Raw genomic sequence first — 22,640 nt, 5'->3', positions numbered from 1 at the left:
CTGACACGCCTTACCTTCCTTAAGACAGGGAGCGAAATGTATTTTATAATTGTCACCTATCCATTGCAAACACATTGTTACCGATAATATTGATACAAACGGAGAAATAACATGTCACGCTTTTCACCCGATAAACCCATACTTGTGACCTGTGGATTACCCTATGCCAACGGAATGGCTCACATCGGTCACCTAAGGACCTACATCCCTGCAGACATATTTGTACGCTCATTAAAAAAAATGGGCCATGAGGTTACATTTGTTTGTGGTTCGGATACCCATGGCACCCCCATCGTCTTCAATGCTGAGGAACAGAATACTACTCCTCAGGCTCTGATCAAGAAATACCATACCCATTTTGATGAGACATTCAAGTCAATGGGTATCGAATTCGATGCCTTCGGTACAACCGATGACCCAACAAACCATAACCGCACTCATGATATAGTGAACCGTTTAATAGAAAACGATTACGTATATCCCAAAACTATAGAGGTTGCATATTGCGCCGGATGTAATCGATTCCTCCCCGACAGGTATGTGGAAGGAGAATGCCCGCACTGCGCAGAAAGTGCCCGGGGTGATGAATGCGATCAGGGATGCGGAAAACATCTGGAACCCGGAGAACTCAAAAATCCCGTCTGTACCATCTGTGGCGGGGTTGCCGAGTATAAGGAACAGGAACACTTCTTTTTCAAATTATCCCAGTTCAATGATTATTTGCTTGAATATCTTGACAAACTTGACGGTACATCCAATGCCCGCAACTATGCCCTGGGATGGGTAAAACAGGGACTTGATGACTGGTGCATTACCCGCAATCTCGAATGGGGTGTCAAGTTCCCGGGGCGTGATGACCTGGTCGTCTATGTATGGGTGGATGCACCTATAGGCTATATCGCCTTCACTGAAGAATGGGCAAACGCAACCGGTGACAGCTGGGAAAAATACTGGAAAGATGATGGTGAAATAGTACATTTTATCGGTGGTGACATAATCTACCATCACTGTATATTCCTGCCTGCCATGCTCAAAGGTGCTGACTATTCACCCGCCTCATCTGTGGTAGCATCAGGTATGGTAAAGATAGAGAACAAAACCTTCTCAAAAAGCCGTGGTTATGTTGTATGGGTCGGTGATGACTACATGGAACAGGGTTTCCATCCGGACCTGTTGCGTTATTATCTGGCAAGTTACACATCCCATACCAAAGAACTCAATTTCTCCTGGAAGGTATTCCAGGAAAAAACCAATACAGAACTTGTAGGAGTCTTCGGCAATTTCCTCTACCGCACATTGCTCTTTGCCTACAAGAACTTCAAGGCCGTTCCCGAAGGAAAACTGGATGATGAAGTCATGGAAACCATCCAGAATACCATTGATAAAGCAAGTGAGGCAATGGAAAAGTATGAGTTCAAGAAATATGCAGACAGCGTGATGGCCCTTGCTTCTTATGGAAATATCTATTTCCAGTCCAGAGAACCCTGGAACCTGGTAAAAGAAGACAAAGAAGAATGTGGCCGCATACTCAAAAACTGCATGCAGATCGGCAAAGCCCTTACTCTGCTTTATGAACCTCTGATACCTGAAAAGGCCGGAAATGCCTGGAAACAGCTCGGTATGCAGAGCAATGTACACACAGCACTCTACAGCCAGGGTACCGTGCCTGTTGAATCGGGTACACCCCTTAGCAAACCCTCCATCCTTTTCAAGAAAATAGAGGATGAAACCATCGAAAAGATGGAAGCCATTGCATCACAGCGGGTCAGAGAAGCCAATGAAAAACAAAACCGCAAGAAAGGAGAACAAATAATGACAGATAGCGAAGAAATCACCTTCGAAGATTTCGGTAAACTCGATATGCGTGTAGGAACCATTGTCGAAGCTGAAAAGGTCGAAAAGGCCGACAAATTACTCAGGCTCGAAGTTGATATCGGAGAAGAAACGCCACGCCAGATAGTTGCCGGAATTGCCCTGACCCATAGCCCCGAAGAAGTAAAGGGCAGACAGGTAATCGTACTGGCCAATCTCAAACCTGCCAAACTCTGCGGTGTCAAATCTTTCGGCATGGTGCTTGCCGGAGTGGACGAAGACGGTGGTGCAATTCTGCTTGCACCGGAAAAAGAAGCAAAGAATGGAACCCAGATTGGATGATGGAGTTTATTCCATCACCAGTTCCAGATAGGACTTACGGATGGAATCTTCAGGTTGCAGGCCGAATTTTTCCATCATCGCAAAAATGCGTTTTTTACTTTCCTCCATATCAGCATCAGAGATTATCTCAAACTCTATGAACTGACCCAGGGAATCCACCTCGTCCAGACACAGGGTGATGTCACCTATTTTGAAAACATCCCTCACCTTCTGGACCCTCGCAGTTTCTTTGAAACCAAGTCTTTCCAGAATCTGTATCATGGCTTCTGCTTCCACAGGAGTCTGGATTTCCTCACGACTTTTGGTGGTATCATCGAGTTTTTTACCCTTGTAGGTCAAAACCTGCCTGTCATTAACAGAACGTATACGCAAAGCTTCGTCCGTTTCTGCAAAATCGCAGTGCGGAGCATTGTAGTAAATATCAAAATGCTCCTCTGCCTCCAGGAATTTTGCATCAAGCCCCTCAAGAACTTCACGGGCATAAGACAGGTCGATACGGGATTTTACTTCTACCTCAAGCATCTCATCACGCCGGTGTGAATTTAGTACCGTAATGGAGCATACCTTTATCCCCGCTTTCACCCAGTTTGCGGAACACAGGCCTTACCTTCATACCGATGTTCACATCCTCTGGTTGTGCTATGATCTGGGATGTGAGCCGTGGGCCTTCTTCCAGTTTTACAATACCCAGCACATACGGCGTCTGGTGTTCAAACCCTTCAGCTGCTGAATGAATTATCGTATATGTTACAAGTTCACCTTTGCCGCTGAACTTGTATTCCTCCATATCCCCGTTCCTTCTGCAAAACGGACAGGTAGTCCTCGGGGGATAATAATATTCATCACAGTTTCTACAATGGTTACCTACGAGATTATATCGCTGTACCTGCTGTCTCCAGAATCTTGCAACAGACATCTATAATCACCTCTCCCTGCCTAATATATGTACAAGTGCAGTCGCACCGGACCCTCCTACATTATGGGCCAGTCCGATCTCGGCACCCTCTACCTGTCTTTTCCCTGCCTCTCCACGAAGCTGGTTGACAATTTCTGCAGCCTGTTTGATACCGGTAGCACCCACAGGATGACCACATGCCTTCAAGCCACCGGAAGTATTTACTGGGATCTTGCCACCAATCGCGGTATTGCCGTCTTCAACAAATCTGCCACCCTGTCCTTTCTTGACAAATCCAAGATCTTCGATGGCACATATTTCTGCAATGGTAAAACAATCATGCACCTCTGCCACATCGATATCATCCGGTCCGATTCCTGCCATCTCATAGGCTCTTTTTGCAGCATAGACACTCGCATCAAGAGTGGTAATGTCGCGGCGGTCATGCAGGGCTATAGTATCACTTGCCTGTCCAGACCCCTTTACGTATATCGGAGTGTCGGTGTATTTGTGGGCTTCTTCGGCAGGAGCCAGCACAAGAGCGGCTGCACCGTCAGTAATCGGAGAGCAATCAAAGATGTGCAAGGGGTCAGCGACCATAATGGAATTAAGCACTTTATCCACTGTGATATTATTCCTGTACTGGGCGATTGGATTATTGGTACCATTCTTATGATTTTTCACAGCAACCTGTGCGAGCTGTTCACTGGTTGTTCCGTATTGCTGCATATGCATACGGGCTATCATGGCATACAGACCCGGGAAGGTGGCACCCATCATGCCCTCCCACTCCCGGTCAGCTGCTGCCGCAAGGGCTGAAGAAGCGCCAACGGAGGAAACGTCTGTCATTTTTTCAACGCCTGCAGCTACCACTATATCATTGTAACCGGATGCAACGGACTGTATCCCCTGCCTGAAAGCCAGTCCCCCTGAAGCACAGGCGGCCTCCACACGGGTGGAAGGAACATGCAAACCGGCTGCCAGGCCGGAATAATCAGCAATCAGGGCTCCGATATGTTCCTGTTCAACAAATTGTCCGCCGCTCATATTACCGACAAACATACTGTCGATACTTTCTCCACCAACTCCGGCATCCTCAAGGGCTCCGACCCCCGCCTCAACAACTATATCACGGAAAGAACGTTCCCACATCTCACCAAATCTGGTAGTATAACTTCCGATAATTGCAACGTCTCTCATTTTAATCCCCTCACGACCGTTTTATCTTGCCTTTATGCTTTGCATACATTGCATAATCCATGTAGACAGGATTTGCAAGCAATTCCTCTACCAGGGGAGCTTTATCCCTGATCTTATCGATCTTATCCGTTACCCTGAAACTGAAGGCATCTGCCCCTGCACCCGAACCAAAGGCTGTGGCAAATATCCTGTCTCCAGGCTTTGCCTGATCAAGAGTAGCTGCAATACCCATCAGGCATGAAGCGGAATAAGTATTACCCAATCTTGTGACCACAAGGCCGGGAGCAATTTTTTCCTTACTGAATCCCAGCATTTTTGCCACCCTGGAGGGGAACTTACCATTGGGTTGATGGAAAACTGCATAATCGTAATCCTCAGCTGAAGTGCCAAGTTTATTCATCAGACCTTTTGCGGCACCCAGGACGTGTTTGAAATAACCGGGTTCTCCGGTGAAACGTCCGCCGTGTTCGGGATAAGGCATACCTTCACGCCTCCAGAAATCAGGAGTGTCAGTCGTGAAAGAATAGGTATCTTCGATTATTGCCACCATTTCTTCTTCTTTGTTGCCTATAATATAAGCCGCACCGCCAGCAGCAGCGGTATATTCCAGTGCGTCCCCGGGTGCACCCTGTGATACGTCCGAACCTATCGCAAGCCCCAGATCTGCCATACCGGATTGTACCAATCCCATGCATGCCTGCATACCGGCACTTCCTGCTTTACAGGCAAATTCAAGATCCGCTGCAGTCATCTCAGGGGTCGCTTCCACCGCTTCAGCTACTATTGTACTGGTGGGTTTGACCGCATAGGGATGACTTTCAGATCCTGTATATATTGCCTCGATCCTGGAAGGATCAAGGCTGCTGCGACAAATTGCAGCCCTTGCAGCCTCGACTGCAATTGTTATGGTATCCTCATCCATGTCCGGGACGGATTTTTCATTCACCATGAGGCCTGCACTGAGTATATCTGCATTATCACCCCATACCTTTGCTATATCCTCCACTTTTATCCTGTATTTGGGGATATATGTACCGTATGAAACAATCCCTACGCTCATTGCTTAAATCACCTTTTGATCAAAAATAAATATCATTCCATTACCTGGTATTGACTGTAGTGTTTTAATGCCTCGATCAATTCATCAAGGTCCATAGTCGTTGCCAGCAAAGGGATCCTGTCAACTTCTGCCATTTTTTTGGCCATTGGATCCACCTCCCTGATACTAAGCCCATGCAGAACCACTGCTGCGGGTTTCAGGTTTGTGACCCTGATTGCCACCATGGGAGATTTCCCTGTAGATACTTTAGTGAATATCATGGCACGTTCTGTGCTCCATCCATACAGTTTCTGGAATTCATGGGAAGACAGTTCAAGAATTGCCTTCTTGCTGTCTACCACCGTAAAACCATACAGGGGTTTTTCCACACCCCGGTTGGCCACATCCGCCTCGATAAGAGTGGCCAGTTTTGCAAGCTGCATTGGATATGTGTATTCGTAAGTTGCATAGACCGCTTTTGATGCCTGATCACTGTACAGCATGCCTTCATAGGCATGTATCTTGTGGCCTCCGTTTTCTGAATCAATATTTATCAGAGCATCCACTATCTTGCTGACGATAAGGGTTCCCGGAGACTTTCGCCTTCCGCTCTCATAATCACTTATCACAGAAGGCGAAACACCCAGATATGAAGAAATATCAGTCTGGGCTATCTCGAAATTGAGTCTCCATTTTTTCAGAGCCTCCCCGGGCTTATCGGAAAGAGTGATCTCACCGGCCATTTTTTCAGCCAGGCGGTGACGTAAGTTCTCCTTTGATGCATCCTCGGTCATGTGCTACAATTACCTCAATACCAGCATGCATATATATTTAACGAATATCAATTCGTCTATTGCCGACATCCATATATTCATTCAACTTAAATATTATGCAATTTGTTAACTTCTAAATATGTGTGCAATGTTCTGTGAAACAAATTCCAGTGTTTCGGAAGTGGTCCTCTACACGAAGTGCCCCCGCAAGATATACTTTGCCAGCAGGAATGAAGCAATACCAGATGAAATTGAAAAACCTTACATCCGTCATTTACTGCTAAAAGAACTGGCTCTTTCCTGTGCAGAGATTGCCAGATCAAAACAGGAAATACTCCCCCTGGTGCAAAAGCGGGTCGAAGAGGTTGTACAGGAAATAATGACCATCTATTCCGACGAATTGGAGCATATTGATGAAAACCAATTCAAAGATGCAGTGGAAGATGTATATGAATTGTTGCCTGCAATAGCGGGCAATTTAAAGAACCAATCCGATGAAGAAATGATCGAATTAATAGCACCCCTTGAAATCGAACCCCTGATGCATTCTGATAAATTGAAATTAAGTGGTGCACCTTCTGCAATCGTCTGTCCCGATAAACAGAAGATGCCCATGCTAATAAAGACCGGTAATGTCCCAATGCAGGGTGTCTGGAAAAATGATCGGATACCTCTGGCAGCCTACTCCATGCTTGCAGAAGAAAGATACGACCAACCGGTAAATTCCGCAGTGCTTTTTTATGCCTCACAGGGACAGGCAAGACCTGTGAGAATACGGCCAACCGAGCGCAGGGAGGTGCTCAATATCCTCAAACGGATCGAAAAGATAAAGAACGGAAAAATGCCACAGGCAAAGCGGGGAAAACTCTGTGGATACTGTCCCTACGAACAGATGTGTGAATCGCAGGGCAATTCCCTGGCTTCAAAGTTCTTCTGAGAACGACCACAATATTATTTAACCAATACAGGATTTCCAGCATAGATGTCACAACCTGTATTCCATGGAGATTTGCTGCTGCAATGGTGCCACAGCTGCAATGTACCGGTTCTTGGTAATAAGTGTACCTGCGGGGCCGAATGTGTTAAAGTAAATGTTACACCCCCGGGGGATATAAGACCGGCTTTTTTGCACGATATTAAACACATAAACCGAATATCAAAACAACAATTCAACAACCCGCTTCTTGACACGGACAGGGTCGTGCTGCTCAACAAAGCACCCTACGAAGACCGCATGGATGAGATTATTGTTGATGGCGAAGTAATTGCAAGCATACGTTATGAGATCGGGAAACTTGAATGGGTACTTCTTCCCCGGCTGGAAGCCGCTCGCAGAATTTTGGCAGGCAAAGAACCCCCTACAGGTTACGTGACCATCGAGGACGATGTTAAAAAATTCCTGCACAAAGGTGCAAACCTGCTTGCCCCGGGAGTGCTGGATGCGGACCCGGGAATACAGAAAGATGACGAGGTCATAATGATAACCCCTGCCGGAGAAGTTGTTGCTACAGGCCGTGCGCGAATGGATGGCCGGGAAATGATGGAAGCAAAAAAGGGCAGTGCAGTCAAACCCCGGTGGAAAGCGGATACGCCTTCAAAAGTCCATGACAGAAAACCTTCAGGCTGGGGCGATGTTATCCGGGCAAACCGATTCATTATGGATGGAGCAATTGCAGAAGCCCACACCTTTATCCAGAAAACCATTGAAACAAAGGATCTGCCTATCTCCGTATCTTATTCCGGAGGCAAGGACAGTCTTGCAGTGGTCCAGCTTGTGGATGAGTGCGTCAGAGATTATGAAATGATGTTTGCCGATACAGGGCTTGAATTCCCTGAAACACTGGAAAACATCCGGCATGTGGGAAATTTATATTCAAAAGATGTCAAATCCATAAGTGTGGGGGATGCCTTCTGGGAATCCTTAGATGCATTCGGCCCGCCTGCAGTGGAAATGCGATGGTGCTGCAAAGTCTGTAAACTCGGCCCCATAAGCCGGTTGATAGAGGAGAATTACGAAAAAGGCTGCCTGACCTTTGTGGGCCAGCGCAAATATGAATCCACCACCCGGGCCCGCAGCAACCGTGTCTGGAAAAATCCCTGGGTGGGCAACCAGACCGCAGCCTCACCGATACAGGACTGGACTGCCCTGCATATCTGGCTCTACATATTCATGAATGAACTGCCCTACAATCCCCTCTATGCGAAAGGGTTTGACCGGATGGGATGCTGGCTGTGCCCCTCATCTTCCCTGGGTGATCTGAAACGCCTGAAAAAGACCCACCCCCATTACGAAGAAAAACTGATGAACCATTTGTATGCCTACGCCGAGAAAACCGGCATCGATAAGCAGTGGGCTGATTATGGGTTCTGGAGATGGAAATCCCTTCCCCCCAACATAAAAAAAGTAGCCGAAGAACTGGGAATTAATACCGCTCCCACCAAATACGACCCTGATAAATTGACATTCACCTCCAGTGTGGGCCATCGACCCTGCACCACCGGCGAAATGACAGCTGAGGGAAGTTTCTCCACAGCCCTTGACATGGAAAAAATAAGGAAAAGCGGCATGTTGCTTGCTATTGGCGAGGTGAAGTATACCGACGAGATGGCAATGATAACCCGGAAAAAAGATACAGCACAGGTCTTTGCCACAGGGTCCGTAAGAGTCAGGGCATCTTCCAAAGCCGATGCCGGGAAACTCCTCAAGGATACGGAGAACTCCATACGCCGGGCCCTGGGCTGTACGGGTTGCGGGGTGTGTATCAGCAAATGTAACCGCAATGCAATCCGGATTAAAAACAAAATTGCCTATATAGGGGATAAGTGCACCCACTGCGGCAAATGTATCGAGGTCTGCCCTGTGGTGAAATTTGTACGGGACTGAAAAAGGTTGATATAATTAAAGAGGAAGACATACATTTCTCTGTATGGAACTGACATGATCGATGGTTACATCGACACCATATGCAAGAGCCATGTTCTCTTTTGTAATTACTTCTTCAGCAGTCCCCTGGTCTATGAAATCATTCTCAAGCATTATAGCTACCTTCTTCGAGCCTATAAAACCATGATCCGGAAAGTGCGTGCTCATAATTACAGATGTTCCCTGAGAGGCAAGTCTTTCAATTAGGTTCAGGACACGTACCTGATTCCCGAAATCCAAATGGGAGGTAGGTTCATCCAGAAGCAAAATTTCCGGCTCCTGTGCCAGAGCCCTTGCAATAAGAGCAAGCTGTCTTTCGCCACCACTTACTTCTGTAACAGGCCTATCCCTCAAATGAGATATCCCCACTTTATTGATGGCATTCTCAGCTATTGTGAGGTCCTTTTCCCCAGGGGAGGAGAAGAAGGGAAGATGAGGTGCTCTTCCAAGCATTACAAAATCCAGTATAGAAAAGGGAAATACCGATTGATCTGACTGTGGAACGTAACCTATCTTTTGAGCAATCTCTGTTCTGCTCATCGAAGAGATGTCTTTTCCCTCAATAAAGACGCTGCCCTCACTTAATTTCAATACATTGCCAAGGCATTTTAGCAGTGTTGATTTACCAATCCCATTGGGACCAAGTATGCATAAAGTCTCACCCTTTTTTAAAAAAAAGGAAATATCCTCAAATACATTCTCCTTACCACCATACGAATACGAAGCATTGTCTACCCTTAATATCATGACCAACCAACCTTCTTTTTTTGTAAAAGATAAGCAAAAAATGGTGCCCCTATCAGTGCCGTAAGAACTCCCAGAGGAATTTCTATACTCATTAATGTCCTTGCGAGGTCATCTACGACCAAAAGAAAAGATGCACCGAGGAAAACTGACATTGGTAACAGTTTTTTGTAACTTGGACCAACCAGCATCCGCGAGATATGGGGTACTACAAGGCCTACCCATCCAATAATACCGCTGATACTAATTGCAGAAGTAGTGACCAGAGTCGCACAAATAACGATCAGTATTGTCATTTTCTTAGTATCTATACCCAGTGACCTGGCTTCTTCCTCTCCCAAAGAGATAACATTGATGCGCCACCCAATAAGAATGAGAACAAGCATGCCGGCAAGAATTGCAGGTGAAGCATAGATTAGATCCTCGACCCTGACAGATGAGAGACTTCCCATAAGCCAGAATACCATCTCAGGAAGTTTATCATATGGATCTGCGACATATTTTACCAGAGAGGTCAGAGCAGTGAAAACTGCACCTACAATAATACCTGAAAGCACAAGGACCAGTGTGACCGTTGCCTTGCAGGACTTGCTGAGGCTGTAAGCTAGAAAAGCTGCAAGTATTCCAAAAGAAAATGCCATTAACTGGATAACAAATATATTCTCACTTATCAGGATACCCAGGCAGGCACCAAATCCAGCCCCGGATGCCACTCCTAAAATATAGGGAGATACCAGTGGATTGCGGAAAAGGCCTTGAAAAGAAGCTCCGGATATAGATAATCCAGCCCCTACAAGCATAGCTGCAATTATCCTTGGAAGACGTATCTGAAATATGACAGTTCCCACATTTGACGGCTCCACATTTCCTAATGACAGAAGCCAGAAAATAATGCTAGTCATTATAGTTTGTGGAGGAATTGAATACCTTCCCATAAAGAGGGAAAGTACAAAGAGAAATATCATAAGGAAAAATGCGAGGAATATCTGTGTATTACCCTCAGAGATTCTCTTATGAATCCCCAATTTCAAACCTGTGATTCTTCCAATATCATATGACATTTATATCTCATTTCCTAAAATCGGTTCGATAAAGTGGGGTCATTGCCTGGATGAAACGCTGTAAAAAGACCTGTTGTGCCTCGAAGAATCAAAGGACACACCATAGAACCTTTTATAGAACTGATTTGCCTCTTTATCAATATCAAAATTAAAAATATCAGGGTGTAACTTATTTGCTATGTACATCAGCCCCAATATCCATCTGGGACTTCCGAAATCCCATAATGGACGAAGACCGTATATCCTCCTGTTTTTTAGGGCATCTGCAGATAGACCATGTTTTTTACAATAGGCGTATGAATCGGAAACCGGGGTTGAAAGGAAACCTGATATGAATATGAACTCAGGGTTCATCCCGACAAATTCATTATGAGAAATACCAACCCCGGGTTTTCCCTCCCTGTCGATCAGCTTGTTTACACTTTCCCCGCCTGCAGCTTCAACAAGATTATTCTCAATTCGCTCCCCATTGAGTGCAAAAAGGGGATATCCCATACAATAATAGGCCCGTGGCTTTTCAATGTCATTTGTCACAGACCGTATGAAATCCAGTTTCTCCCTCATATAAGCCACAAGTTCCATTCCTTCCTTTTTCCTGTCTGCAAGGGCGGCAAAATGCTCAATTACATCAAAATAGGAGTCAAGGTCCTGAGAACTGGTATGAAGCTGCTCCAAATATCCTGTTTCCATGACATTGGCCCATATTTCTGCAAGTTCATGATCATCTTTTATCCCAAGGCAGACAAGAATAGCATGGATTATCTCCAGCGCCCGGGTGATCCTGTATCCTCCCATAAATCCCGGTTCATGATGAGAAACTTCACTTACTTCTCCTCTGAATAAACCCGCAGTAGAACATTTACACCCTCCTTGAGGCAGGTAGGATAAAGTACGTGAGCCCATGGGACCAAAGAACTCCCTCTGGAAAATGATTTTACTGCATTCTGGACATACCGTGTTCAAATGATCGGTACCCGGCGAATTGAAAAGATACACATAATTTAAGTGCTGGCTTAATTTGTCACACAGACCTTCACTTTCCCTTATCGTTGGTTCGATCTGAGGGGCTGCATCTCCAAAAGGTACAAACCTCATAACCTGAAACGGTATATCCCTTGAAAGGGAGGAAACAAATTTTGCAGTATTTATGACTTCATCCTCTGAACCCTTGATGTAAATGGTAGAAACCTCAACATGAACATCACTTTCTTTGAGTAATTTCAGATTCCTGAAAACAGGCTCAGAACCTCTGGCACCGCACGAAATATACCTTTCATCTGAATAACCCTTTATACCGATATTTACGAAATCTATCAAAGGGATTAGTTCTTTCAATGCGTTTTCTGTAAAATATCCGTTAGTGGAGCAACCGATTAAAAGATTGTTCTGCCTGGCCTTTTTAGCAAGGTCCCGGAATGTAAAATAGGAGACAGCCGGCTCATTGAGACAAAAAACAATCCCTATGGAGTCTTCATCAAGGGCTTTATTGATAACGTTCTCATTGCTAATTCCACTTTTTTTATTAGTGGAAAGAAGACGGGATGCCAGGATCTCCGAGATGCAGCCTTCACATTTGAAATTGCAGCCAACGGTACAAACCTGCAGAAACTTACCCCGCGGATAGAAATGGAGGAGGGGGACTGTCTCAATGGAAACCGGAAACATTGTGAAGTAGTTGTTTGGAAATCTCTCGATGATCTGACCATTTTTGTTGATATACATACGACATTGACCACTCTTTCCCTCTGCAAGATCGCAGCCAATTTCACATATGTTGCACTTCATAGGTCAGTCCACCTTATTGAAACATATCCAGAAACCGGATTCATCATCTATGATCCTGTAATGGTCAATTTCAGCAACATGCAGTGCTTTTTTAAAAGAATCCAGATTGGTCTTGTTCAATCTTTTTTCGACACACTGTGACCATGCAGGGTCCCTTTTTTCCATGGCCTGTGTGATCTTTGACTTAAGTTGCGCTGTGCCGAAACCGCCTCCAATATAGGCCATACCACCGGGTTTTAGTACACGATATATTTCCCTGAAAGCTAGGGACACATTCTGCCAGAAGAATAGAGAACCGCGGCTTACGACCAGCTCAGCAAAACAATCGTCAAAAGGCATATCATGAATGTCACCGAAAATAGGGATCACGTTTTCGTTCAAATCACACGATTCAATCTTTTTCTTTGCTATAGCAAGCATTTTTTCAGAAAAATCCATTGCATAGACCTTGCCATCGACAAGCTTACTAAGGGCTATCGCAAGTGATGCAGGTCCGCTGCCCACATCTATGAAAGTCCCGCTCATGATCTGGCATCTGTTGGTTATCTGCTGTGAAATAACAGGATATATAGGAGCAAAGATATTGGCAGCAATATCTTCGAAATTTTCGGCATATTCATCATGAAACCCAACTTGACCAGTTACTTCATCTGTCATTAAATTGCACCTTCTTCGTCTGAGACTATCGGCAAAATTTTAATTTCCTGCTGCAGCCGGGTTCAATAACCCATCGATCTCATCTTCCGACAGTTCATAATGATAGAACTCTGAATAGAATTCCTTTACATGACCCCTGAGATCAAGATCGCTGAACTCTTGAGGGTAGAGCACTTTAGCTGTCCAGGGAATACCGATTATCCTGTTAATACCCGGAGGCCTGTCAAACCAGCAAAAAGGAGCATCAGGGTAAAGATATACCTCATCGTTTTTTACCGCAGTGATGTCCTGCCAGAGAGGGTCTTCATATACATTTTTGTAAAAATTTCGGTCGCCTGTGATGATAACTTCGGGGTCCCATTGCAATACCTGTTCAATGGAGACCTCTGATCTTCCATAACCCTGTTCAATGGGACACTGGGCTACATTGATACCACCACATATCTCTATCAACTGACTGTGCGGAGAACCTTTCGGATCTGTAAGCAGACCATTGGTGCCTTCTGCATAATAGACACTCTTCCTTTCATCTTCAGGTATTTGTGAGACCTTTACAGTGACATTGTTAAGTGTTCTTTTGTAAAAAGAGATTAATTGAACTGCTCTCTCTTCTTCTCTGAGAACATCCCCCATGAATTTTATTGGCTTTTCATATGCCATAGCATCAATTGTCGATTCAATACCCACAACAGGAATTGTACCGAATTTTTTCTGTCTTTCATTGATGGTAGAAGTAACATCCCCTCCACTGTTGTAGCCTTCAAAGATGATATCGGGACCCATGGATATAATGGTTTCATAATTTCCATCCTGTTTACCAAACCAACCGCCAATCACAGGAAGGGTCTGATACTCAGGTTTCAGATATGTTTGCGACCCCTGAGGCATAAAATTCCAGCCTGCTAATTTTTGCGGAGCCAGCATGTAAATTAGCATTGTTGCAGGAGGAGAAGTGGCAACTGCCTTGTCAACGTCAGCCGGTATTTCAACTGTCCTTCCTGCCATATCAGTTATCGATCTTGTGTTCTGCGCGGAAACTTCCTCTTGATCTACGCATGCGCTTGTGCATACCGTTAACAGAATCACGATAATCAATAGAATGGACCTGAATTTTTTATGCATGAGACTTCCTCTATGGTAAGTGTCTTACTTCCATAACATGTAGTGATATGTTCGGATGAACATAACGATACATAAAGTTTTCTTAATTCAGCCAAGTTACTACAGATTCCATAGAGAATTCCAATTAAACAATAATATGTATAGGAAATATGTTCACTCCCCCCAATAGGAAAAAGCGCACCCAAAAGACAAACCAGAACCTTTATTAGTAATATCTTACAACCTGACTTGGTGATTTTTTGGTGAAAAGGGCATTGCTGAGCGTTTCCGACAAAACGGGAATAGTGGATTTTGCACGCGGGCTCAAACAACTTGATATAGAGATCATTTCAACCGGAGGCACGGCACGTATGCTCCGGGATGCAGGAATAGAAACAATTGACGTATCAGAGATCACCGGATTTCCTGAGATGATGGGAGGCAGGGTAAAGACACTCCACCCAAAGATTCACGGTGGCCTGCTTTGCCTGCGGGAAAATCCGGAACACGTCAGCGACGCTGAAGACCTTTCTATTGAACTTATCGACATGGTGGCCGTAAATCTCTATCCCTTCGAGATAACCATATCCAGGGAAGGGGTTAATCTGGAAGAGGCCATCGAGAACATTGATATCGGCGGGCCCTCCATGCTCAGGTCGGCTGCCAAGAACTACAAATCTGTTACAGTGCTGAGTGACCCGCAAGATTACGGACATATTCTCAAGGAACTGCGCTCAAGCGGAGTAGTCTCACAGGAAAGCCGGGAAAGAATGGCAGTCAAGGCATTCCGTCATACTGCAAACTATGACAGTACAATTGATACATACTTAAGCCGCACCTTACTGGGAGAAGAAACCCTGCGGCTTAATTTCACAGGTGGCAGAGAACTACGTTATGGAGAGAACTGGCATCAGGAAGCATTATTTTTCTCCCAGCCAGAAATTGAGGGACCTGCCCTTGCAAACTGTCGCCAGCTGCATGGCAAGGAACTATCTTACAACAATTATGTGGACGGGGACAACGCCCTCCAGACTGTCAAGGAATTGGGACACGAAAAACCTGCAGTATGTATCGTCAAACACAATAATCCCTGTGGATTGGCAACCGGAAACACACTCCTGCAGGCCCTGCAGGCTGCCTGGGACGGTGATCCGATATCCGCCTTTGGAAGTATCATATGCACCAATGTCGCGATGGATCTCGAATCCGCCAAATTCCTCAAGGGCAAGTTCGTGGAGATCATTATCGCTCCGGAATTCAAACACGATGCACTGGACTTTTTGAAGAGCAAGAGCAAGAATTTGCGCCTGCTGGAGCTGCCTTCATTCAATGAATCCTTTGATGCGGAATTTACCTACAAGTATATTGCAGGAGGAATGCTCAAACAGTCCCGCAATATCGGATTGTACGAGAAATGGGAATGTGTCACCGAGACCGAGTATCCCGAGGAGAAAAGGGGGCTGTCCGAATTCTGTATTGCAGCCTGCAAATGTACCAAATCCAATGCTGTCAATCTTTCATGGGAATATGAGGATGGGTGCTACATGATGCTGGCAATGGGTGCCGGCCAACCCAATCGTGTGGATTCCATCCGCAAATTATGTGCCACCAAGGCAAGGGAAAACCTGAAAGAGATCTATGACAGGGAACAGCCTGAAATGGACTTTGAGGAGTACTGCAACAATATTCTCTCAGAATGTGTCCTTGCTTCTGATGCCTTCTTCCCCTTCGATGACAGCATCATCCATGCCGCCGAAAACAATATCAAATATATTGTCTCCCCGGGCGGCTCAATCCGGGACAATGAAGTTATAGACACCGCCAACCGGCTGGGCGTCTCCCTCGTATTTACCGGAATGAGGCACTTTTTGCATTGAAAAAATCAGTGGGAATTATCCCACGATATTTTTACCCTTGACGAGCGACCCACCTGAACCAGCTCGTCCCCTTTTTTTTCCAGTATTTCTTCCAGATGGGAGCGCAGTATCTGTTCCTGCTCATTAGTGGCAATCTTGTAATGGGGTTTGTAATGCTGAACCGCCTCATCCAGGGAAGAAAACCGGGTCTCATGTATCAATTCAAAATTTTCCATGTCCGGATAGATTCCCATCCTGTAGAGCACATTGTAGAGCACATCACATTTGGGAGAGGGATAATATTGTCTGCCGTGTAACTGCGGCCAGATACGTGAATAATTCTTATCCCAGGAGGTCGCACCTGCAAACCAGTAGATGTAAACCTTGCCACTGCTTAACTGCTGGATCTTTTCAATAGCCTCCCTGATATCGGGCACGTGCAGAGAATAGGACGCTACAATTACATCATAAGGAGAATCCAGTTCCTCCAGGGACGCGTCCTCCCAGTTTTTCTGGATACATGTGACATTGTTGAGATGGTAATGTTTGATATTTTCCTTCAGGACTTCTGTCATCCCTTCAGCCGGCTCCACTGCAGTTACATGGGACACCCTTTGCGCCAGGGGAATTGCCATTGAACCCGGACCGGCACCTATGTCCAGTATCCGGGAATCGCTGTCATGCTTTATCTCCCGCAGGGTCTTTTCCAGCCGTTTACCACTTTTGCGGGAGGATTGCCAGAAGCGTCTGGCATTTTCATAGGTGCCCCAGCGATCCGGCTGTTGAACCTGTTCATCCGCCTCGTTATGCAATTTCATCTGCTCGATCCAGACATCTGCCCAATCAATCTCATCATACAACATGCATGTGAAAAGGAGAGAAGAAGTAAAAAAGATTGGGTTTTATTCCTCGTAAAGGTAGCCGCCGGAGCGCCAGGCATTGAAACCGGCTTCCATATTATAAACATCACAGTAGCCCGCATCCAGAAGAATATTCGATGCCGTCACACTCCGCCTGCCACTGCGACAGTAAACAAGAATCGCAGTATCCGAAGGCACCTCATCCAACCGGTTTTCCAGTTCAGAAACAGGGATCAGGTAGGAATTCTCCAGGTGACCGTCATCATATTCGGACTGGGTACGTACATCCAGAATGAAAACATCCCCTGTCTCAATCAGATTGAATGCTTCTGCTGCAGAAACATCGGAATAGTCACAGGTTTCAGGTTGTGGTGTGGTGTTGTCAGATTCCTGCTGTACACATCCGGCCATAGTCAGAGTTACCAGTACACAAAGTAACACAATAATTGTATTTTTGTTCATAATTCATTCCCGCCTGCAAAAATAATCCCCATCAAGCGCAAACTGATGATAGACATAACAGTCATTACACATACATTCCTGTCGGGTCTCACCGGATGCAGGACCCCGCACACAGAACATATAACCTTCACCCGGATAGGATGGACAATCCTTGCATAAACAGGCCTTGGAATGATGATACGATGGACAGACACCGAAATATTTGCCCAGCCCCTGTCTCAATTCTTCCTGATCTGCCACCTGCAAACCTCATTCAGTTTTTCTTGCAACTACGCCGAGATGATCGATATGCAACGGTGCAAGTTTCTGTTTCTTGACAAGTTCCAATTTTGAATTATCTTGCTCCAGTAATGTTTTGAGCTGCTGTTTAAAAACCGTATCAGGTTTTGCAGTGGAATCCACACTCCGGGCCTTGATGCTCATCAACAGGTAACCGCCGGGTTTGAGGAAGTGCTGCACATTGGACAGGGCAATGGATGCCTGGTCCGGCTGGGCCACATCCTGAAAGACCACATCAACAGGCTCCACAACATTTGCATAGGACCCGGGTTTGGAAGCATCGGCAAGCAGAGGGATTATATTTGGCCTTTCTTCGCAGATAGGTAACATGTCCCGCATTGTACGGGGTGAGAATTCCACTGCATAGACCACTCCCTGCTGCACAATATCCGAAACATGACTGACAGTGGTACCTGTAGCCGAGCCCAGGTAAAGCACCTTCGATGTGTTTGTAAAGGGCGAGGGAAGTTTTTTGAGCAGCATTGCCGCAAGTTTACTTCTTTTGGGCTCCCAGACACGGTACTCTGCCTGTTCAACCTGCACCAGGTGTTCCCCGTACACTTCAAGTCCGGGAGAAAGATTTCTGGTAGCAAGGAACCTTTTCTTGCCCTGCTGTAGCGTGAAAATGTTTTCATGGAAGGTTTTGGCCTTCATTTATTCCCCTCCCTGATGGATCGGACCTTACGATCCAGTTTTTCTTTAATTGCAGGATTCAGCTGGCCGGAAAAAGCATCCACCCTGCTTGCAATACTCAGGCTTGAAGCAAGAGCACGGGCCATTTTGCCCCGGATTTTCGGATGGGAATTCTTGATTAAAGGATGATTGAAAATAATACCGTGTTTGGGAGAAGTAGCCTTGCCCCTGAGATGTTTGAATAAAGCCTGGTTTGCACCCATTACCTGAATGGTGCTTGACGGCATCCGGGAGAGAGATTGCAATCCGCCGGCCATACTGATCAATCGAGCACCCAGATTGGCTCCTGCAACCTCCTCCAGATTGGGAGCGAGTTGTTCCATGTTTTTGTGAATATAGGCTTCTATCACATGACGCCTCTCATACAGAGAAGTGAGATCCGCTGCAAAAGCCTTTATGATAGTTCCGTCCTCTGCATCCATTTCCATACCCACAGACGAGCGGGCAGTCTCATGGAACTGCGAATCCTGCGGCAGGTCCTGCCTGAGCCCGTTTTCAGCTACGAACTTGGCCAGGTTTTCGGTAAGCATGCCTGCTTCGGGAAAATGCTCGCCGTACCATATGCCCAATCTCTCAGCCAGCAGGTTGGCCGCCTCGTCAATATCATCCAGTGCTTCCACGGCATGGATTATTCGCAAATCCGGAGAATAGGAGTTCTTTATCTTAAGCCGCGTGGCTGCAATACAGGTTTGCTGCAACAGGGAATAATATTCAGTTTCCCCTGCTGCGAATCCGCATTCAATGGCATTTTGAACGGGATCAAAACCTGCCGGCGGGATTTGTTGGGGATCTGTCTGAAAGACAAGCAATCTTTCTGCCAGCTGCTGCACATCCTGCGTACAGGGACTGCACTCAGCCACATTTCCATCTTCATTGATTTCAATATCTGCAAACCAGGTTTTCACATTCAAGGTTAATCCATCCTGATATCCGCACCGGTGTTATTGGGAGTTGTAAGCAAAACCTTGCCTCCTATATTCTCATCCAGGAATTTTTGCATTTGTCGGACAATACGTTTCCCCTGATTTTCATTTTCAACAAAACCACATATTGCAGGCCCAAAGGAACTCATCCCGACACCATGGGTACCGGCCATTCTCATCTGTTCAATTACGTCTTGCACCTGCTGGCTCTGCAGAGAGATCTCTTGCTTTTTGAATCCCAGTGTCTGCAGACTATCAAGTGCACTGCCGAAGTTCTCAATATCTTTTTCAATAACTGCCGGAATCATTTGCATCAATACGATGTGGGAGATCGTCTGTACATCCTCCAGGGGAACAGGACAGACCTGCCTGAAAATATCCACTTCCTGTGCATCATGCGCTCCCTGCCTGTCAGGAAGAGCCAGCACTATGGGCCAGTCCGGAAAGTCATGTCTGAAAACTACCGGAGCGGGAGGGGCCGGACTGGCAGAGGAGGGAGAAAAAGCACCTTTATCAGAAAAACGATGTCCACAATCCACAAGGAAACCGCCTTCCTCAAAAGCCGCCACACCAATTCCGGAAGTACCACCCCGGCCCACTTTTTGGGCCAGATGTCTGACCGAAAGGCCCAGTTCGAAAAGCTCGTTGATCGCAGCCGCAGTACACAAAGCCACCTGTGTGCCCGAACCCAGGCCTACATGGGCAGGCATGTCCTCATCAAGATAGATACTGATTCCTTCTCCTTCAGGCAGCAGGGCAGAAATCGCAGCTTGCACTTTGTCGTACAGTAATGAACTGCCGGTAATCTCCACCTGATCACTTTTTTCAGCAGTAAGATGAATGTGGGGATACTGCAGACTAACCCCCACTCCCCCATCAACCCGGCCCAGGGAAGCATTGAGGTCAATCAGAGAGAGGTGCAGCCTTGAAGGGGATGTGATCTCGATCATAGTACCTTGGAACTAATTCACAATCATATATATATGTGTCAGGACAACTCTTCCATGTCCGAAAAGAAATTGAGCAGGGAATATTTCACTTTGCCGGGTTCCACATCAAGGAATTCCTTTCTCTCATCTTCGGGAAATGAGGGGTATACCGAATATTTTCCCAGTCTTTTAACCGAATCCGTCATGAACCTGCCATCCAGCAGTATCCTGACACCATAATCGGTCGGCGAACGTACCACTCTGCCCATGGCCTGTCTGATCTTGCGTATCGTGGGGACCTGTACAGCATACTCCCAGCCGGCACCATAACCGAATTCATGATCATAGGCAGATTCCACCGCATGCATCCTGTCATTCAGGGCCGAATAACCTACACCGACCACCACAACAACCCGACCCCGGCCATTCCTGTAATCCACTCCTTCACTGAGGGTACCCCAGAGATATGTGAAAAGGACAGCTTTGCCTCCCTGCTCTCCTATCTGGAAGAATTGTTTGCGTATATCCTGGGCAGATACCCCGGTTTCATCAAGGAACAGTTCGACATCAAGCACACCATCGAATTTATGGAAATAGCGTTTTGCCTCAAATGCATTCGGGAAAAAGATAATCACATTGCCCCCGGCATTTTCAATCGTGTCCTGTAGCACCTGTTCTAATATCTGGAGGTTCTGGGGGTCGTCCCTTATACGCGAATACTGAGGAGGCACGGATACTGCGAGGGTCAATCTGCGTTCTTCAGGAAATGTCAGACCATAGGCCAGATCGCATGTCTGCCGTGTGATTCCCAGGGTGCTTTTGATCATATCAAAGGGACGCAGGGTTGCAGACATCAGGATTGCCGAATAGATTGAATCCAGCAGCGGACCTGTAACGTTTTTCGGGATACAGGTGAATAGTTCCAGCCGACCGTATATCTCCCCGCCCTGATCCCGGCGGACATTGAGTACCGGATAATAATTCTCATTGTTGCAGAGTTTGAGATACTGGGAGAAAAATTCTGCTGTGGGTTTTAAGTGGGATCTTTTCAGGATCGGAGTCTGGCCCTGTTTGTATTGTTCATGATAGGCATTATCCAGTAAACCTCCCACTTCAGCAGCAATCCCTAGCAATTCCTGTACCTGTTTTTCCTCCCCATAACCGGTCTCTTTCATCCGCCTCATAAAACGGGCATATACCACATCATTTCTTTCATAGGGGTCACTTATGCGTATATCGTACCAGTTGCGCCCCACCCGCTGGCGTTCCCCAAACTTAAAACGGTTATCATAGGTATCCCTGACCACTTCCAGGAGAATGGAGAGCACGGCTTCCACATCCTCAACCGGCATGGAGGTGAAAAGATGACTTTTTTCATTGGCATTGAGTTCAGCCAGGGCACTTTCAATGGCATGTTCGGTCAAAGTAATGGATGAATGAGATCTGGCAGCGTTTTCTATATTATGGGCTTCATCAAATATCGCAATGATGTCTTCGGGTTCTTTGTCCATCCAGCGCAGCATTGTGGAAAATATCTTATCATTGAGGATATGATGAAAATTGGCTATGACAAGGTCGGCATTTTTCAATTCCCGCTTGAGAAGTTCATAACCACACATGCCGTTCTCAGCGGCGTAATCATTGACTTCTTCGGGATCGCGTACATCCTGGAAAAGCCACTTCTGGAATTTTTCATCCTCTGCCCTTAAAACCTCATACAGGGGGTCGCATGAACGTTTTCTCAGGGAACTAGCTTTTTCCTCAAGTTTTTCCCGCTCCTCATCGACAGCATCCCTCAGAGAAGCATGCGCCGCTTCGCCCGAGGATTTATACTCGTCCCAGGCAGCCTTCGATTCCTGTTTTTTGAGATTTATTTCCTTTTCGATCTCCATGAGATCGTAGGTATTATCCCGTTTGGCCTCGCATTCATCATATCCCTGTTTCAGGGGACACATGCCCATCTTACCCTTGAAAACAAGGACCTTGATGTCATGGGTACGTTTAATCTGGCGGGCTTCATCTATGAACTGTAACATCTGTTGATGGACATTTGTGGCAATGAACACGGTTTTGCCCAATTGTTTTCCCACATGCAGCGAGGGAACCAGAGCACTCAGGGTCTTCCCGGTCCCGCAGGCTCCCTCAAAAAGCACCAGATTTTCTTCCAGCAGGGAGCGGTGAATTTTCTCCATTGCGTCCTTCTGGTTGGGATAACATTGCTCCAGGGGGAAATACTGGATATAATTGTCAGGGGTGCTCATGGCTTTCCCTAAAGCTCCTCCTATTAAAAAGATATTGGATTGGAA

General features: G+C 46.2%; 21 protein-coding genes. 4 read left to right on the top strand and 17 right to left on the bottom strand.

Annotated elements, in window-relative coordinates; all coding sequences use genetic code 11:
- Positions 1-111: 111 nt before the first annotated feature.
- Positions 112-2,154, top strand: coding sequence for a methionine--tRNA ligase (gene metG, locus CI957_RS07455; RefSeq protein WP_128754591.1), 2,043 nt, complete (start codon positions 112-114; stop codon positions 2,152-2,154).
- Positions 2,155-2,160: 6 nt separating this feature from the next.
- On the opposite strand, the gene cyaB is transcribed toward metG, so the two are convergent.
- Genes cyaB through CI957_RS07430 form a run of 5 tightly spaced genes read right to left on the bottom strand, consistent with a single transcriptional unit; the run spans position 2,161 to position 6,082 of the window.
- On the bottom strand, positions 2,161-2,676 hold the full coding sequence (gene cyaB, locus CI957_RS07450; RefSeq protein WP_096712552.1) for a class IV adenylate cyclase: 516 nt from the start codon (positions 2,674-2,676) through the stop codon (positions 2,161-2,163).
- Positions 2,677-2,680: 4 nt separating this feature from the next.
- A complete protein-coding gene (locus CI957_RS07445; protein ID WP_128754590.1) occupies positions 2,681-3,070 on the bottom strand; it encodes a Zn-ribbon domain-containing OB-fold protein in 390 nt (129 codons plus the stop codon).
- 6 nt (positions 3,071-3,076) lie between these two features.
- The gene (locus CI957_RS07440; RefSeq protein ID WP_128754589.1) at positions 3,077-4,249 is read right to left on the bottom strand and encodes a thiolase domain-containing protein; all 1,173 of its coding nucleotides are present in this window, start codon (positions 4,247-4,249) and stop codon (positions 3,077-3,079) included.
- A gap of 10 nt (positions 4,250-4,259) precedes the next feature.
- Entirely contained in the window at positions 4,260-5,309 is a 1,050-nt protein-coding gene (locus tag CI957_RS07435) for a hydroxymethylglutaryl-CoA synthase (protein ID WP_128754588.1), read from the bottom strand.
- 32 nt (positions 5,310-5,341) lie between these two features.
- On the bottom strand, positions 5,342-6,082 hold the full coding sequence (locus tag CI957_RS07430) for a helix-turn-helix domain-containing protein (protein WP_128754587.1): 741 nt from the start codon (positions 6,080-6,082) through the stop codon (positions 5,342-5,344).
- A 127-nt stretch (positions 6,083-6,209) separates the two neighbouring features.
- On the opposite strand from CI957_RS07430, the gene cas4 reads away from it, so the two are divergent.
- Entirely contained in the window at positions 6,210-6,998 is a 789-nt protein-coding gene (gene cas4 / locus CI957_RS07425; RefSeq protein ID WP_164909056.1) for a CRISPR-associated protein Cas4, read from the top strand.
- A 45-nt stretch (positions 6,999-7,043) separates the two neighbouring features.
- Complete coding sequence (locus CI957_RS07420) at positions 7,044-8,945, top strand: phosphoadenosine phosphosulfate reductase family protein (RefSeq protein ID WP_128754585.1); 1,902 nt, start codon at positions 7,044-7,046, stop codon at positions 8,943-8,945.
- A gap of 15 nt (positions 8,946-8,960) precedes the next feature.
- Here the strand turns inward: CI957_RS07420 and CI957_RS07415 are convergent, their stop codons facing one another.
- From CI957_RS07415 to CI957_RS07395, 5 genes are read right to left on the bottom strand one after another with little or no spacing between them, the layout of a single operon-like run.
- The gene (locus tag CI957_RS07415; protein ID WP_096712545.1) at positions 8,961-9,731 is read right to left on the bottom strand and encodes an ABC transporter ATP-binding protein; all 771 of its coding nucleotides are present in this window, start codon (positions 9,729-9,731) and stop codon (positions 8,961-8,963) included.
- On the bottom strand, positions 9,728-10,789 hold the full coding sequence (locus CI957_RS07410) for an iron ABC transporter permease (protein WP_096712544.1): 1,062 nt from the start codon (positions 10,787-10,789) through the stop codon (positions 9,728-9,730). The genes CI957_RS07415 and CI957_RS07410 overlap by 4 nt, the downstream gene beginning before the upstream one ends.
- A 39-nt stretch (positions 10,790-10,828) precedes the next feature.
- Entirely contained in the window at positions 10,829-12,574 is a 1,746-nt protein-coding gene (locus CI957_RS07405; protein ID WP_128754584.1) for a radical SAM protein, read from the bottom strand.
- Between the two features lie 3 nt (positions 12,575-12,577).
- The gene (locus CI957_RS07400; RefSeq protein WP_096712542.1) at positions 12,578-13,231 is read right to left on the bottom strand and encodes a class I SAM-dependent methyltransferase; all 654 of its coding nucleotides are present in this window, start codon (positions 13,229-13,231) and stop codon (positions 12,578-12,580) included.
- A 39-nt stretch (positions 13,232-13,270) separates the two neighbouring features.
- Positions 13,271-14,353, bottom strand: a complete 1,083-nt coding sequence (locus tag CI957_RS07395) for an ABC transporter substrate-binding protein (protein ID WP_128754583.1) — start codon at positions 14,351-14,353, stop codon at positions 13,271-13,273.
- 239 nt (positions 14,354-14,592) lie between these two features.
- Between CI957_RS07395 and purH the strand changes: the two genes are divergently transcribed.
- A complete protein-coding gene (gene purH, locus CI957_RS07390; RefSeq protein WP_128754582.1) occupies positions 14,593-16,209 on the top strand; it encodes a bifunctional phosphoribosylaminoimidazolecarboxamide formyltransferase/IMP cyclohydrolase in 1,617 nt (538 codons plus the stop codon).
- A gap of 5 nt (positions 16,210-16,214) precedes the next feature.
- On the opposite strand, the gene CI957_RS07385 is transcribed toward purH, so the two are convergent.
- The 7 genes from CI957_RS07385 to CI957_RS07355 are packed head-to-tail and all read right to left on the bottom strand — an operon-like array spanning position 16,215 to position 22,595.
- Positions 16,215-17,051, bottom strand: a complete 837-nt coding sequence (locus tag CI957_RS07385) for a bifunctional 2-polyprenyl-6-hydroxyphenol methylase/3-demethylubiquinol 3-O-methyltransferase UbiG (RefSeq protein ID WP_096712538.1) — start codon at positions 17,049-17,051, stop codon at positions 16,215-16,217.
- A gap of 39 nt (positions 17,052-17,090) precedes the next feature.
- A complete protein-coding gene (locus tag CI957_RS07380; RefSeq protein WP_096712537.1) occupies positions 17,091-17,510 on the bottom strand; it encodes a rhodanese-like domain-containing protein in 420 nt (139 codons plus the stop codon).
- A 3-nt stretch (positions 17,511-17,513) separates the two neighbouring features.
- On the bottom strand, positions 17,514-17,750 hold the full coding sequence (locus tag CI957_RS07375; protein WP_096712536.1) for a DUF2769 domain-containing protein: 237 nt from the start codon (positions 17,748-17,750) through the stop codon (positions 17,514-17,516).
- A gap of 9 nt (positions 17,751-17,759) precedes the next feature.
- Positions 17,760-18,443, bottom strand: coding sequence for a fibrillarin-like rRNA/tRNA 2'-O-methyltransferase (locus tag CI957_RS07370; RefSeq protein WP_128754581.1), 684 nt, complete (start codon positions 18,441-18,443; stop codon positions 17,760-17,762).
- Positions 18,440-19,387 carry an NOP5/NOP56 family protein gene (locus CI957_RS07365; RefSeq protein ID WP_241645999.1) on the bottom strand — a complete coding sequence of 316 codons (948 nt, stop codon included), beginning with the start codon at positions 19,385-19,387 and terminating at the stop codon, positions 18,440-18,442. Before CI957_RS07365 ends, CI957_RS07370 begins: the two co-directional genes overlap by 4 nt.
- 8 nt (positions 19,388-19,395) lie before the next feature.
- A complete protein-coding gene (locus CI957_RS07360) occupies positions 19,396-20,355 on the bottom strand; it encodes a beta-ribofuranosylaminobenzene 5'-phosphate synthase (RefSeq protein ID WP_128754580.1) in 960 nt (319 codons plus the stop codon).
- Positions 20,356-20,393: 38 nt separating this feature from the next.
- Positions 20,394-22,595 (bottom strand): ATP-dependent DNA helicase, encoded by a 2,202-nt coding sequence (locus tag CI957_RS07355; RefSeq protein ID WP_128754579.1) that lies wholly within the window; start codon positions 22,593-22,595, stop codon positions 20,394-20,396.
- Positions 22,596-22,640: the final 45 nt, after the last annotated feature.

The sequence above is a fragment of the Methanohalophilus sp. WG1-DM genome (assembly GCF_004104135.1).
Classification (GTDB): Archaea; Halobacteriota; Methanosarcinia; order Methanosarcinales; family Methanosarcinaceae; genus Methanohalophilus; species Methanohalophilus euhalobius.
This window is presented reverse-complemented; position numbering and strand designations above follow the sequence as displayed.